The sequence below is a fragment of the Synechocystis sp. CACIAM 05 genome (assembly GCF_010222815.1).
Lineage (GTDB): Bacteria > Cyanobacteriota > Cyanobacteriia > Cyanobacteriales > Microcystaceae > Synechocystis.
In genome coordinates this window covers 2,715,001-2,728,745 of record NZ_CP019225.1, presented here as the reverse complement: position 1 = coordinate 2,728,745, position 13,745 = coordinate 2,715,001, and the positions used below count along the sequence as shown (strand labels likewise).

12 protein-coding genes are annotated in these 13,745 nt (G+C 44.5%); 2 read left to right on the top strand and 10 right to left on the bottom strand.

Going from position 1 to position 13,745, the window contains the following annotated elements; translation table 11 throughout:
- Positions 1-65 precede the first annotated feature (65 nt).
- Positions 66-1,436, top strand: coding sequence for an FAD-dependent oxidoreductase (locus BWK47_RS12915; RefSeq protein ID WP_162328949.1), 1,371 nt, complete (start codon positions 66-68; stop codon positions 1,434-1,436).
- A gap of 369 nt (positions 1,437-1,805) precedes the next feature.
- On the opposite strand, the gene BWK47_RS12910 is transcribed toward BWK47_RS12915, so the two are convergent.
- Genes BWK47_RS12910 through metH form a run of 3 tightly spaced genes read right to left on the bottom strand, consistent with a single transcriptional unit; the run spans position 1,806 to position 5,866 of the window.
- The gene (locus tag BWK47_RS12910; RefSeq protein WP_237269639.1) at positions 1,806-2,039 is read right to left on the bottom strand and encodes a type II toxin-antitoxin system HicB family antitoxin; all 234 of its coding nucleotides are present in this window, start codon (positions 2,037-2,039) and stop codon (positions 1,806-1,808) included.
- 14 nt (positions 2,040-2,053) lie between these two features.
- Positions 2,054-2,251 carry a type II toxin-antitoxin system HicA family toxin gene (locus BWK47_RS12905; protein WP_162328947.1) on the bottom strand — a complete coding sequence of 66 codons (198 nt, stop codon included), beginning with the start codon at positions 2,249-2,251 and terminating at the stop codon, positions 2,054-2,056.
- Between the two features lie 27 nt (positions 2,252-2,278).
- On the bottom strand, positions 2,279-5,866 hold the full coding sequence (gene metH, locus BWK47_RS12900; protein ID WP_162328946.1) for a methionine synthase: 3,588 nt from the start codon (positions 5,864-5,866) through the stop codon (positions 2,279-2,281).
- 209 nt (positions 5,867-6,075) lie between these two features.
- Between metH and yidD the strand changes: the two genes are divergently transcribed.
- Positions 6,076-6,315, top strand: a complete 240-nt coding sequence (gene yidD, locus BWK47_RS12895) for a membrane protein insertion efficiency factor YidD (protein ID WP_162328945.1) — start codon at positions 6,076-6,078, stop codon at positions 6,313-6,315.
- 135 nt (positions 6,316-6,450) lie between these two features.
- Here yidD and BWK47_RS12890 read toward each other — a convergent pair whose 3' ends face one another.
- The 7 genes from BWK47_RS12890 to BWK47_RS12860 form a co-directional block, all read right to left on the bottom strand.
- Positions 6,451-7,662, bottom strand: a complete 1,212-nt coding sequence (locus BWK47_RS12890) for a GNAT family N-acetyltransferase (RefSeq protein WP_162328944.1) — start codon at positions 7,660-7,662, stop codon at positions 6,451-6,453.
- 71 nt (positions 7,663-7,733) lie between these two features.
- Positions 7,734-7,946, bottom strand: a complete 213-nt coding sequence (locus BWK47_RS12885; protein ID WP_010873662.1) for a DUF2839 domain-containing protein — start codon at positions 7,944-7,946, stop codon at positions 7,734-7,736.
- A gap of 88 nt (positions 7,947-8,034) precedes the next feature.
- Positions 8,035-9,288: a sensor histidine kinase gene (locus BWK47_RS12880; protein ID WP_162328943.1), complete on the bottom strand. Its 1,254-nt coding sequence runs from the start codon at positions 9,286-9,288 to the stop codon at positions 8,035-8,037.
- A gap of 269 nt (positions 9,289-9,557) precedes the next feature.
- Positions 9,558-10,604: a hypothetical protein gene (locus BWK47_RS12875; protein WP_162328942.1), complete on the bottom strand. Its 1,047-nt coding sequence runs from the start codon at positions 10,602-10,604 to the stop codon at positions 9,558-9,560.
- A 126-nt stretch (positions 10,605-10,730) separates the two neighbouring features.
- Positions 10,731-10,958, bottom strand: a complete 228-nt coding sequence (locus BWK47_RS12870; RefSeq protein WP_162328941.1) for a ferredoxin-thioredoxin reductase variable chain — start codon at positions 10,956-10,958, stop codon at positions 10,731-10,733.
- Positions 10,959-11,125: 167 nt separating this feature from the next.
- Entirely contained in the window at positions 11,126-11,905 is a 780-nt protein-coding gene (locus tag BWK47_RS12865; RefSeq protein ID WP_162328940.1) for a peptidylprolyl isomerase, read from the bottom strand.
- Positions 11,906-11,974: 69 nt separating this feature from the next.
- Positions 11,975-13,597 (bottom strand): bifunctional aminoglycoside phosphotransferase/ATP-binding protein, encoded by a 1,623-nt coding sequence (locus BWK47_RS12860; protein WP_162328939.1) that lies wholly within the window; start codon positions 13,595-13,597, stop codon positions 11,975-11,977.
- Positions 13,598-13,745 lie beyond the last annotated feature (148 nt).

Sequence of the window (13,745 nt, the reverse complement as noted above, 5' to 3'; positions counted from 1 at the left end):
ACCATCGCATAAACTGAGGATTGTGACGAGATACAGCCCTCCTTGACTTCCATCAAAATCTGGCCATGCCTAATTCTCACCCTCTCTATGACGTTCTGATTATCGGGGCTGGCCCGGTGGGTTTGGCTACGGCGATCGGGCTACAACAACGGGGCATTAATAACATTTTGGTGATTGATCAAACCCGTGAATTTCGTCCCGTCGGTCAATTTGTCGATCTCTTACCCAACGGACTGAAAGCATTACGGGCGATCGCCAAGTCTGCCTACGAAGCCATGGGCATTCCTAAACTTGACTCTGAAACAAAACCGGAAGCAACAAGATTTTGGTATCGCAAAAATTTACAGGGAGAAGTAACCCATACCATTCCCTTAGGATTTGATTACTGGCAACAAAAATATGGCGAGGGACGCATTTCTCTACCCTGGTTTAACCTACAAACCAATCTTAGAAATTTACTAGATCCTGCACTAATTCAAGCTAATCATCGCTGTATTAATTTTGCACAAACTCCCCATGATGTAAGAGTTTATTGCGAAAAAAATCTGAAAATGCCCAGTAATCCTTTCGCCCATTGGGAAAGTAGTCAGGAGTCAGAAAGCACTGAAAAGAATCAAGACATTAGACCCCATAAAAATACTCTGACAATGGAGGCAAAATTAGTGGTGGCGGCCGACGGCATTAACTCCACCCTGAGACAAATTCTATATCAAAATTCTGCGTTGGAACCCTGGGCAAAACCCCAATATTCCGGTTGGTCAGCTCTGGGCTGTTTGGCCGTTGATCCCGTCCCCGAAGATATCCTCGATCAACTGACTAGGGATTATTTCCAAGATCAGAAAGTCATTAGCCTACAAAATGATGCCTTGATGGCGGCCAATCCCGGCCAGGATTCTCCTCGTTTAGTAATATTTAATCAAGGTAGGGGCAGCTTAGGCTATTTACTCCATTTGCCCATAGCCTTAGAAAAAATTCTTCACCAACTGCCAATCACCCTCTTAAATTTAGCCATTAAAGAACTAGAAAAAGCGGATTTTCCGAAGATTATTACGGATTTGCTTTGTCTAACCAACCTAGACAATTTCTTTAGTCGGCCCTATTATCTTCATCCCGCTAATCCCTGCACTCAGTTTCCCCTCTGGAGCCAAAAGCGGGTTGTTTTGGTAGGCGATGCGGCCCACGGTATGCCTCCTTTCAGCGCTCAAGGGGCTAACCAAGGCCTAGAAGATGCGGCCTATTTGGTTAAGGCGATCGCCACTTTGGTGAAACACGATCAATTGGATGATTTAGGAGCGATTACCGAAAAGTTCCAAGCCTATGAAAACCACCGTCGCCCTTTCATGGAACTGATGCAAACAGCAGCGCTAGAAAATCATCGTTGGACAGAAACGCAATGGGAAATTTATGGTCAACAGGTTTATGGCCGAGACATTTAAGGGCCACTTGTTAGAGTTATTCTAATGCTTTACCTGCTTGATACCTGTTTGATTAGTGACTTTATCAAGGGAGAGCCGGGAACAACGAGCAAACTAAAACAAACCCCACCCATTGAGATTGCTATTTCAACAATATGGCTTAGTCCTAAATCCCCAACGTGCATTAAAAATTGAACAAGCAATTGCCAGCATTTTAACGTCTGTCAATATTTTACCTGTGGGCATAACAGAGGCAGAACACGCTGCTCAAAATTATTTAAGCTTGAAAAATTAAATAGCATTACTATACACGTGGGCATGAAAAATCAATCATATTTATAAAAATATTTGTGTTTTTTTAATCTATGTCTTGATTGTACTTGCCTTAACTTAAGTCGTAACTAATGATTGTTGAAAAGATTGGGGGATAGGTAAAATATTCCCTTCCTCTAGCGTAGTTTCAATTAAAAAATCCAACAACTCCTTCCCTTGTTGGAAAGCCTCCTTATAGGTATCCCCATGGATGTGACAAAAATCACCCCATTCAGTTAAACTGACCACAAAGCAGTTGTCAAGATCTGACCATTGAATAATTAAAGAATAATGGTTTTGAACATTTTCCATCATCAATTTCCTCCTTATTGTTTAACAATTTGAATAGCTTGTAAAACATCCTTTTCTTGATAAAACTTAGCATCACTGCCATCTTTACCAGAAAGTGTAACTATTCCATCCAGTAGGGGATGATGCCATTTTGTATGAATCCCCTTGCCCGATTTACAAGTAAAACCTGATTGAAAAAGCATTGTTTTTAATTCCCTAATTTTCTTAGACATAACGTCAAATAAGAGAGTATGGGAATTTTAAGCGCTGAAATATTTAGCCGCAGGATGATAGGAAATAATCGCCGTGGTGGATTGTTCTGGGTAGACCTGTTCGCTTTCATCCATATACAAGCCAATTCGTTCCGTTTGCAACAGTTCTAGTTGGGTGTATTGATCTTGCATATTGGGGCAAGCGGGGTAACCAAAACTGTAGCGGGAACCTTGGTAGCGCTGTTGGAGAAGATCACGGATGTTATCCGGCTCCAAATGGCCAAACCCCAATTCCCGCCGTATCCGTTGGTGGGTCCATTCCGCTAAGGCTTCCGCCATCTGCACCGCCATACCATGGAAGTAGAGGTAATCGGTGTAATTATCGCCAGCAAATAGTTTCCTCGCATATTCTGTGGCAATTTCCCCCACCGTCACGGCTTGCAAAGGAAAAACATCGGTAATCCCCGATTCTTTAGAGGCAAAAAAGTCCGCAATACAAAGCCGCCGCCCTGACTTTTGCCGGGGAAACTCAAATTCGGCGATCGCCGTTGCGTCTGGGGGAATTTGGCCATTATTTTGGCTGACCAATTCTGGGTCATAAATTAACAAGGTATTGCCCTGGGATTGACAGGGAAAATAACCATAAACCACCGTGGGATGGAGTAAATTTTCTGCCATGACCTTACCTTTCCACTCGGCCAAAATGGGATGAACTTTTTCCGTGAGGAATTGATCGTATTCTTCCCGAGATTGCTCCCTCGGCTTACGAAACTGCCACTGCCCAACAAATAATGCTTGTAAATCCAGTAAAGGGAAGACTTCATCGAGGGAAATATCACTGGGTTGCAAAATTTTGGTGCCCCAAAAAGGTGGCACAGGTCTTTCTAGGTCAGAGTCCACTGCTTCAGAACGAACAGTATCAACTACCTCCGGCTCCCTAGATTGTTCACTAGCGTCAATTAATTTTTCTTCTTCAATGCCAAAATTGGTTTTAGCACCATCATCAGTGGTCACATTATGGCCATTTTCCGTTGCATATTCCCCTAAAAAGCCCTGGAAATCATCCCAATTGTGGCTATTTTTAGCGGGCATTAGCTTATCCATGAAATGTAAATCGGCGAACGCATCTTTGCCGTAAATTACTTGGCCTTTGTAGGTATTTTGGCAGTCCTGGTGAACAAATTTAGGCGTTAAAGCAGCACCACCAAGAATGACGGGAACAGTAATCCCCTCTTGGTTGAAAACTTCTAAATTTTCCTTCATAAAGGCAGTGGATTTGACCAACAAACCACTCATGGCAATGCAATCGGGCTTGTGTTCTTTGTAGGCTTCGATAATATTTTCCACTGGCTGTTTAATGCCTAGGTTGACCACTCGATAGCCATTGTTGGAAAGGATAATATCCACTAAGTTTTTGCCAATATCATGGACATCCCCCTTAACAGTGGCAATTAAAAAAGTACCCTTGGCATTGTCGGCGGAATCATCCTTATCCATATGGGGTTCTAAAAAAGCCACCGCCGCTTTCATGGTTTGGGCCGACTGCAACACAAAGGGCAACTGCATTTGCCCGGAACCAAATAGTTCCCCCACCACTTTCATGCCATCCAACAAATAGATGTTAATGATATCTAAGGGAGCGTAAAGTTTTAAAGCTTCATTGAGGGCCTCTTCTAAGCCTAATCTTTCCCCGTCAATGATATGGCGTTTTAATCTTTCTTCCACTGGTAAATTGGCATCACCGGATTTATCCCGTTTGGTGGTTTTACCTTCAAATAAAGTGGTGAGTTTGGTTAACGGGTCATATGTACAGCGCTCTCCTTCAAATTCCCGGCGGTCATAGATTAAATCTAGACAGACTTGTTGTTGTTCTGGGTCAATTTTTGCCAGGGGTAAAATCTTATTGGCACTGACAATGGCTGCATCCATGCCCACCTGCATACATTCGTGGAGAAAGATGGAGTTGAGCACCTGGCGAGCGGCGGGATTCAAGCCAAAGGAAACGTTAGAAACCCCCAACAAAATATGACAATCGGGCAATTCCTGGCGAATTCTGCGGATAGCATCCACGGTGGCTTTACCGTTCTCCCTGTCTTCTTCAATGCCGGTGGAAATAGGCAGAGCTAAAGGATCAAAGAAAATTTCTGTGGCCGGAATGCCAAAGGCGATCGCCGCTTCGTAGGCCCGTTTGGCAATCTCAAATTTTTTATCTGCAGTGCGTCCCATGCCATCTTCATCGATGGTGCCAATGACAATACCAGCTCCATATTCCTTGGCAATTTCTAACACTTTATAAAACCGTTCTTCCCCGTCTTCGTAGTTGGTGGAATTGAGAATACATTTTCCCCCCGCAACTTTTAAACCCGCTTCCATTTTTTGCCATTCGGTGGAATCTAACATCAACGGCAGGGTGACATTATTAACTAGTCGGGAAGCTAATTCTTTCATATCCCGTACTCCGTCTCGACCGACGTAATCCACATTGACATCAAGGATTTGAGCTCCTTCTTTGACTTGGGATTTAGCGAGGGAAACTAGACTGTCCCAATCTTCAGCATTGAGCAAATCCCGACATTTTTTCGAGCCACTGGCATTGAGGCGTTCGCCAATGATTAAAAAAGAATTTTCTTGGGTGTAGGTTTGGGTGGAATAAATGGAAGCGGCGCTGGGTTCGTACTGGGGCTGGCGTTGTTTCGGATGCAGATCCTTGGCAATATCCGCTAGGGCCTTGATGTGATCGGGTCTGGTGCCACAACAACCACCAATTACCTGTACTCCCAGGTCTTCGATGAAGTGCATCAGGGACATTTGCAGTTCCACGGGGGTGAGGCGATAAAAAGCTTGACCGCCAACGTTTTCGGGCAAACCAGCATTGGGAACACAGGACACCACAAAGGGGGAATGTTCAGAAAGATATTTAACGTGTTCCTTCATCAAGTCTGGCCCGGTGGCGCAATTCAGCCCCAAAATATCGATGGGATAGGGCTCCAAAATGGCCAGGGCCGCCGCCATCTCCGTACCCACCAGCATGGTCCCCATGGTTTCCATGGTTACTGACACCATCAACGGTAGGCGATCGCCTTTTTCGGCAAAGACCTGTTCAATGGCGTTCAAGGCCGCTTTAATTTGCAGCACATCCTGGCAGGTTTCCACCAGCAATAAATCCACTCCGCCATCGTATAAACCCCGCACCTGAACCATATAGGCATCCTTGAGGCTATCGTAGTCCACATGACCTAGGGTGGGTAGCTTGGTGCCCGGGCCCATGGAGCCGGCCACAAATCGAGGCTTGTCCGGGGTGGAAAATTCCGCCGCCACCGACTTGGCCAACTCCGCCGCCGCTTTGTTTAAGTAATAACTTTGGTCTGCTAAATCGTACTCCGCCAGCACCAGGGGCGTTCCCCCAAAAGTATCCGTTTCCACCACATCAGCCCCCGCTTCGTAAAAAGCACGATGCACCGTAGCTACAGCCTCTGGCTTAGTATGGACTAAATATTCATTGCAACCTTCGTATTCCGCCCCACCAAAATCCGCCGCCGTTAGGTTCTGTACCTGCAGGTTTGTACCCATAGCCCCGTCAAAGACTAATACCGGGCGATCGGGACTGTGGAGACGGTCTAAAAAAGCACTTTTCATAGGGAGGTCGGAGACCAGAAGCTAGATTGGATCGGGGTTATGGCATATTATATGAGGCTTGGCGCTCATCTAACAACGTGGAAATGGAGCCATGGCATTATTTTTGAGCAATAAATATAAATAAATTAGTTGTCAAGAACGAAAATTTAAAGATTAATTGAAGTCCCAATTAAAAAGTTGCTATTCTGTGATTATATGGTTGCTAATTCATGATGAAAAAGTTGCTTTTAACTCTGATCAAACTCTATCGAATTTTGATTTCACCGTTATTTCCTCCTAGTTGTCGTTTCCAGCCCACCTGCTCCCAGTACGCCTTGGATGCGGTGGAGATCCACGGAGTTTGGCGGGGCAGTTATCTAGCTCTGAAAAGGATTTTACGATGCCATCCTCTACATCCGGGGGGTTATGATCCTGTACCCAATCCGGAGCAAGGGAAGATTTCTTCTTAAGAGTTTTTTAATCGGTTAAATGGTTAGAATTTAGTCTTCCTGACCTCATTTTGTCAAGGAACAAATTAGGCAAAAAACTCCCGATATGGGGGAATTAGTTGCCCAAAATGGAACATTACAAACAGACCCTTGAGCTTAGATATGATGACCGTTTTCCGGTAGATCTTCGTGCCCCAAATTGGCTTGTTTATCTTGATTATCTGGGCGATCATTTTGGGACTTTAACGGCAAATTCAGCAGGGAAATACGACTGGGAATGGGGGTGCGGGGCAATGGTTGTAATCCCTGTAATACTTCGGAAAGTTGTAACCTCTCTGGCTTAGTTTCTTTGAGTTTGTGCCAGACGGAGCGGGACATCAACAAACGATGTTGCTGGCGTTGGGCTCCCAACTGTTCCAAATATTCTTCCCGTTCATGTTGGTAGTCTGCTGACTCTAACATTAGGGCCTGGGGGGGAAGCTCTTGCACTAGTTGAGCCATTTTCACCAGCAATTTAGGGTACAACCAAGTGTAGGCAGGATGTACGGTTAACTCTGCCTGGTGGGCCTGTTGGCCGTCGGTGGACAAAGTGAGTTTGAAGTAGGCGATCGCCGCCTTACGCTGAGGTTCAAACACGTAGCCACTAACTTCCTCTTGGTGAGTGTACCAATTTTGCCAGCGGTTTAATAAGGAACTCAAAAAGCGCCGCTTGAAATCCGCCACATGGCGATCAAACACTTGCCGCATCAAAGGAGGCATGGAAACACAATCAAGCTGACAGAGCAGGGCTGCATCGGCGTTGCTGACGGGTAACAAATTGGGTAAATCGGGATCGTTCTGGGCCAGACTGGTCAACAGTTCCGCCGACAAAGACCAATGGGTAATTTGGGCTAGGGGCTGAAAACCATTCTGCCGGTAAAGGGCCAGGATATTTTTATCATTGACGTCCACATCCAACACCCAAGTCCGGGCTTCCCACACATTTTGAAAACAGTGGCGCAATAGTTGGGAACCCATACCTTTGGGATCTGTGACCAACTCCGGCTGAATGGCCTGGGCCTGCACCGATAGTTGCTCAATTTTCCAGGTGGATCGACTGGTATTGAATGGGGCCACCTGCACAAAGCCACCGATGGTACCCTGGGGTTTCTGTTCCGCCACAAAGCAATGGAAAAGATGTTGCAATGGATTGGGAAAACAGCCCAAGGCCCGGAGCAGGCCGTACCAAAAAAGATTCTGGGGCAACCCCCCTGCCAAAGAACGGCCTGAAGTTACGCCCTGTTGGTCGGTCAGTTTATCTAAATCCTCCAGGTCCCGGAACTGAACTCCCCGAACCACCAACAATTCAGTTTCATTAAGGGTAACCATAGGGCAGCAAAGAATGGCATCCTCCCCATCTTAACTGCTTTTCCTGACCTTAGGACTCGGCGATCGCCGGTTTATTGGACGGTCCACCAGCCAAAAGTGGGGCCAATAAATCTGACTGTAACCCACAGGCCTGCCATAACACCGATGCCAATCCAAGCTCCTTTGGTGGTCCATTTATAGAAATCCTCGGCTTGTTTTTTTGTTAAAGGCAGCCACTCCACAACCCGTTGATCCTGGCCATAGCGATCGCCAAGGGATTGTTTACGACGCTTTGATTCGCCCATGGTTGTTTTTATCCTAATTCAAGAAATTGCGGTGATTTTAACAAGAGAATTTTATCGATAAAACTGCCAATTTTCAATCACTCCATGGTCAAGTTTGATAATTTTTGACCGATGTTTTTAAAGGTAGAATAGCTGAAAAACAGCTACCAACCCCAGGAGTTGAAGTTAATTGAATATCGCCGCCATGGAGTTGGGCCAAGCGACGGGAGAGGGCTAACCCTAGCCCCGTACCTTTTTCTGCAAAGCTAGGGGGATGGGAAATTTGCTTAAAAGGTTGAAACAAATCTCTCTGGTCTTCTGGATCGATGCCAATGCCAGTGTCAGTCACAGAAAAAATTAATGCTTTATCGGTGGCTTTTACTGCCAGAGTTACACTCCCCTTAGGAGTAAATTTGACTCCATTAGAAAGGAGGTTAATTAAGATTTGTTTCCACCGCCTTTGGTCAACATAGCAAAAGTCAACTCCATCATCAATGGTTAAATTTAGGGCTAATTGTTTTTCCTTTGCTTTAGTTTGCACCATGGAAATTACCGCAAGACAGAGGTCTTCCACTGCTACCTGTTCATAAAATAATTCTTCGCAACGGGCATCAATTTTTGACAGATCAAGAAAATCATTCACCAGGGAGAGTAAATGTTCAGCCGAATTTAAGGTACCTTGCACGTATTGGTGCTGCTTAGGATTTAATTTGCCATAAAGTTCATCCCTGAGCATTCTGGCAAAACCAATAATCGCTGTGAGGGGAGTCCTAAATTCGTGGTGAATATGGCTCAGGTTAATTGTCATGGGGGTATGGCGATCACCTTCATTAAAAATTTTCTGGGGGGAGATGGTTTCAGACTCACCATGGTATTGGTAGGCAAATACGTTCCCCACTTCCTGCAGAAACAAATATTGCTCAAGACGCCATTGGCTGTGGGGCCAAACTAAACAAATACCACCCACATATTGATTCTGCTGAAAAACAGGTAAGAAAAAATAGGGTAAATCGTCATTGGTATTTGCCTGCACTGCACCGGAATCAAAACTAGCCGACGTAATCTCTTGCCAGTGTTGTTTTAAATCAGTTAATAAGCTCTTGCCCCGTTGCAAATCTCTTTGGCGATCGCCAATAAATTTGAGACATTTTTCAGCCATAGGCCATGGAGAGTGCTCAGTCTGGAAGGCCATGGAGAGGGTAGGGATAATTTCGATAATTTCCGCTGTTTCTGGGCTAGCACCCAAGCGCCAATAATAAATTTCCCGCACCGGAATCATGCTCGCAATCAACCTAGCTATGGATTGCTCAAATCCATCCCCGGCCGTTTGCAAACTTTTCCTATTGGGGAAATTAGAACCCATAGTGACACTCAAAGCCAGACAAATATTGACGCCATCGGCAATGGCTGGGCTAATAAATAGAATTGTATCTATAATAGCTAATTAACCCAAGCTCATCGTTTAATTTATCGAGAATTGTCCGCCTAGGGTGAGGCTAACCAGCTTTCTAATCACTCGCAATGGAAAAAATTTAATTGTAGCCCGCTGGATAGATGGTTTGGGAAAGTCACCTAGAAACCTTCAAAATTTATTCGTTGATTACGAACAAAGAAGATAAAATTTCTCAAACTCTATAGGGGCGCATTTTGCCCCAGGTCATAATAGTAAATCTGCTGATTCTTATCCGTTAGAGCATTTAAATATTTACGATAGACTTTCTCCCCAGGGATTGGTTCTGTGAACTCTGGTGGTTGTTTATAATCCGTTTCAGGATAGGATTGTTGAATATTAAAAATCAAACTATAGTACCTCAACCATTGGCGCAATACTTTGATTAACTCTTCAAACTTTAGAACTGTGTTGCGATGTTGATGGTTAAGAGCAATAAATTGCACTATTAAAGCGAAGGAACGACTATTATTTTTTTCTGGTGGCATCTGAACAATTTGGCTAATTTTATCAAAAAGATTAATGTTTTTATTGACCAAATGGGTCAGGATAGCTAGATCATTAACGTTGCGAATTTCAATATTGCGAATCAAGTCAGAAATACTAGCTAAAACAGAATAATCTGACTGCTCAAAAGAGTGAAATCTCCTCAATAAATTGAGCCCCAGGGGATTGTCCGAGATTTGCTTGAGATTGTCAGCATAATGGTCGAGAGCTTCTTTACCCTCCGCTGTTTTTGTTTGGGCAATGGCTTCAACGACGGTGCGTTCTAGTCTTTGTTTAAAGGTTTCAGCGTCCTCTGATTCCTTGAGAATTTCAGGTACTTGGTCATAAAATTCCTGTTGTTTATAGCCCCGATATCTCAGTTCGGTTTGGTTAATAAACAAGAGCAAATCTTTGACGTCGATGGCTAGCTCCAAGTACCGGTAACTTTGTTTGAGTCCCGCATATTCCCCCAGATCATTGTCCAACATATATTGGATTTTGATATAGGTGATGAATTCTTGATCTAAAAACTGGGGACTATCGATCGCCTCGGCGGTTTTAGCAAAAATATAGAGGTCATTGGCATGTTTTTTCCGCTCAATTAAAGCTTCTTCCGGTACCTCTTGTTTGCTGTGGATAATACCTTCAATTAGACCCCCTTTCCCCAACACGGGACGATTCCACCAGGGCTGTTCTCGACCTGATTCTGGGGATGGATTATCGTCCTTGTTTGATCTAGCCATGGGCGAAGCTGGGGAGAAATTTCCAGTGTTACTGAAAGGAGTTAAATCTAGCTCAATCAATATTTTAGTCAACTTGATTAAGCAGGTAATCGAGAAAGCAACGGCGCTACATTGAAGACAGGACGACTAATCTTCAATCAGGGTAACTTCATCCGGACGGAAATGGGCCTTAAAACGCTGTTCAAACTTGACTAAAACCGGCAAATTAGCGCTGATGGGTCTGCCCTGCCATTCGGTCAATACGGCGGCCACTTCCCCTTCCATACCTTGTAAATTAAAGGCTGTTTTTTTATGTTCTGGATGGTGGTAAACCACAACGGAGGAGGTGACTCGAACACGATCGCCGACATTCATAGGGCTTTTCTCTAGGGTTGGCTTAGTTTATTGACAAGGTCTAGGGGCCCGGAAACCAAAAAATGGCGCCGTGGGCATAGAGTTTCCATTTTTGCATAGGTTAGCCACCGCTAAGCAAGCATTACCTTGGTAGGGGACTGTCTAGGACAATGATTAATAAGGATAGTTCACTCCTGGGCTGTGACCAAATCAGGATCTATCTGGGATGCTTTGGGGATGGATGGAAGGGCAAACTGAATTTTGGTTTGGATTTGTTGGCTTAACCAGGTTTGAAACAGATCATTGCGCAGTCGTTGCCGGATATTGTCATCCAGTTGACTAGAAATATATTTTTCCAGTCGGAGCAAAATCCACCACTCCCCAACGGCGATCGGCAGACAGAGTTTCCCGGCAGGGGTGCTTTTTAGCAGTTGGACTATTTGGGGATGGGGTACATTTAGTTCAACAGGACCAATCAAACCACCATTTTGGGCTTCTGGCCCCTCGGAATATTGCCGAGCTAGGGCACTAAAATCTCCTTCTCCTTCCTGAATCCTAAAATATAGTTCTTGAACAATACCGGAATCTCGACTGCGGATCAGGGAGTAGATAACCTGGTCTAATTTATCTTTGCTATTGAGGAAATAGCCCTCCAGTTGGTCATCCCAGGTTTGGTGTTTAAACTTTTCCAGGCGAGCGGTGCGGAGAATGGACGTTTCCAACTGTTCCAGGGTCATGCCAGATTGCTTTAACCAAGCCTGTCTTTGTTCTTCGTTAGTAATCTGAGTCTGTTGATAAAAAAGCGCCAAATTCTGCTGTTGCTCTTCTGGGGTCAGTTGGATATGGGCGATGGCCTGGTCGAGGAGAATTTCCCTGGCTAAATGGGGCAATAGTTGATATTCCACCATCAGGGGATACAACTCGTCTTCCCTCACTTGGCGATCGCCGACCGTCAACACCACCGACATAATTAGCCAACTCCTAACGCACAATATAGCTTGATTGCTCCATAACCCTAGCCCAAGCTGACCTAAACATCAATCAGAGGAAGGGAGAAATATCCGTAAAAGTTCCTCGGGTAAATGGTCTTCTTCCACAACAGAGGTATCGAGGTAAAACACCAAGGGGTCTTCGGACTCGGTGAAATCTTCCCAATCCAGGGTTTGGAGGAGCAACAATGTCTCATTGGCATCGGAAACATCACCCCGGCGAGACTGCAAGCGTTTTGTTAAAACTTCTATGGGGGCATCGCAATGGATGATGGTTACAGAAAGCTGCTCCCGTAATGCTAATTCAACCATAGGCGATCGCCATTGCTCCCGGTCAAATTTGGCGTCGAGAATGACATCAAAACCGGCTTTGACCGCCAAGGAGGCTAAATCCTGTAATGAATGGTAGACTTTTTCCGTCATAGCTTGACTATATAAATTAGCTTTCCCCCGTTTATTTAAAGGTACTCCGCCTAAATGTTTGCGCACTGCATCGGAACGAATATGAATAGCTGGTAAAAGTTGAGCAATTTGTTTGGCAACGGTACTTTTTCCCGACCCTGATAGCCCGGCCATTAAAACTATTTCTTTCTTTTGTTGTTGCCCCTGTTGGCTATATTGCCAAGCTAACCGGTAATAATCTTTAGCTGTTACTAAAGCCTGATCCTTTTCTATTTTAGTTAAATTGACATCATCTAGTAGAAAAGAAGTTACTTTAGCCCGCACATAGGCCTGGCGACAAAGATAAAAGGGCAACACTTGTAAACCATGCCAATCCCCTGTTTGTTCCAAATAAGTATTTAAAAATAAATAAGCCCAATCAGTTCTGCCTTTAGCCTGGAGGTCCATCATCGTAAAGGCAATGTCATACATTACGTCCACAAAACGAAAGGGCTTGTTAAACTCAATGCGGTCAAATAATTGAATTTTTTTGCGCCAGTAACACAAATTCCTCAGGTGCAAATCTCCATGACATTCACGGATTTTGTCCATGGCCTGTCTTTCTCGAAAAATATAACCTTGGGTTTGGTAAAATTTTTCACTAAATTGGCGAATTGCTTGATATTGCTCGGGGCTTTGGGCAATGCCTAGATATTTTTCTGTGGCCAAAAAGTTATCCGACACCGATTGCCAAATTACATCTGGATCGCCAAAGCTTTTAATTTCTTCGTTCGTTGTTGTTCCTCGGTGAAACTCCGCCACCTTCTTTGCTAAGTCAACGATGTCTTGGCTGGATAACTTGCCCTGCTCAAACATGGATAAAAGCAAGCAATCCTGGGGAAATTGAGCCATTTTTAAAAGATAATCCTTGGGCTGGGAATTATCGGTAGAATCTTCTTCTTTCTGCCATTGCCATTGGTTATCTTTTAACTGAACTGTTAACACTTCCAGGTAAATGTCCGGTGCTACGGGGGAATTTAAACGTAATTCTTCTTGTAAAAAATGCTGACGCTTTTCCGCCGTGGAGTAGTCCAAAAAACCTAAATTAACTGGCTTTTTTAGCTTGTAGGCATACTTTCCCGTTAAAAACACCACGGAACAATGGGTTTGCAAACATTGAATCGGTTCTTGGACAGGATGGGGATAAAAATCAGCCTTTTGTAGAGTCTGCAACAAACTCAGGAAGGGATCTTGAACGGACGTGTCAAGCTGATCAGTAAGGTTATTCATGAAGCTTATTCATGGGTGGTGGCGAAGCAATTCCTTTCTCCCATCGTAACCCCACCACCGGAGGCGATCGGGTAATGGTAAATGTCGTGAGGTATTAATGGAGGCAAAGCTTTGGGTTAGGATGGATAACCGCCCGGAAAATTGTTAA

Excerpts from the sequence above, each read along its gene's own strand:
- BWK47_RS12880 (WP_162328943.1), bottom strand. The coding sequence starts at position 9,288 with ATGGGTTCTAATTTCCCCAATAGGAAAAGTTTGCAAACGGCCGGGGAT.
- BWK47_RS12870 (WP_162328941.1), bottom strand. The coding sequence starts at position 10,958 with ATGAATGTCGGCGATCGTGTTCGAGTCACCTCCTCCGTTGTGGTTTAC.
- BWK47_RS12860 (WP_162328939.1), bottom strand. The coding sequence starts at position 13,597 with ATGAATAACCTTACTGATCAGCTTGACACGTCCGTTCAAGATCCCTTC.
- BWK47_RS12865 (WP_162328940.1), bottom strand. The coding sequence starts at position 11,905 with ATGTCGGTGGTGTTGACGGTCGGCGATCGCCAAGTGAGGGAAGACGAG.
- BWK47_RS12905 (WP_162328947.1), bottom strand. The coding sequence starts at position 2,251 with ATGTCTAAGAAAATTAGGGAATTAAAAACAATGCTTTTTCAATCAGGT.
- BWK47_RS12890 (WP_162328944.1), bottom strand. The coding sequence starts at position 7,662 with ATGGTTACCCTTAATGAAACTGAATTGTTGGTGGTTCGGGGAGTTCAG.
- metH (WP_162328946.1), bottom strand. The coding sequence starts at position 5,866 with ATGAAAAGTGCTTTTTTAGACCGTCTCCACAGTCCCGATCGCCCGGTA.
- BWK47_RS12910 (WP_237269639.1), bottom strand. The coding sequence starts at position 2,039 with ATGGAAAATGTTCAAAACCATTATTCTTTAATTATTCAATGGTCAGAT.
- BWK47_RS12915 (WP_162328949.1), top strand. The coding sequence starts at position 66 with ATGCCTAATTCTCACCCTCTCTATGACGTTCTGATTATCGGGGCTGGC.
- yidD (WP_162328945.1), top strand. The coding sequence starts at position 6,076 with ATGATGAAAAAGTTGCTTTTAACTCTGATCAAACTCTATCGAATTTTG.
- BWK47_RS12885 (WP_010873662.1), bottom strand. The coding sequence starts at position 7,946 with ATGGGCGAATCAAAGCGTCGTAAACAATCCCTTGGCGATCGCTATGGC.
- BWK47_RS12875 (WP_162328942.1), bottom strand. The coding sequence starts at position 10,604 with ATGGCTAGATCAAACAAGGACGATAATCCATCCCCAGAATCAGGTCGA.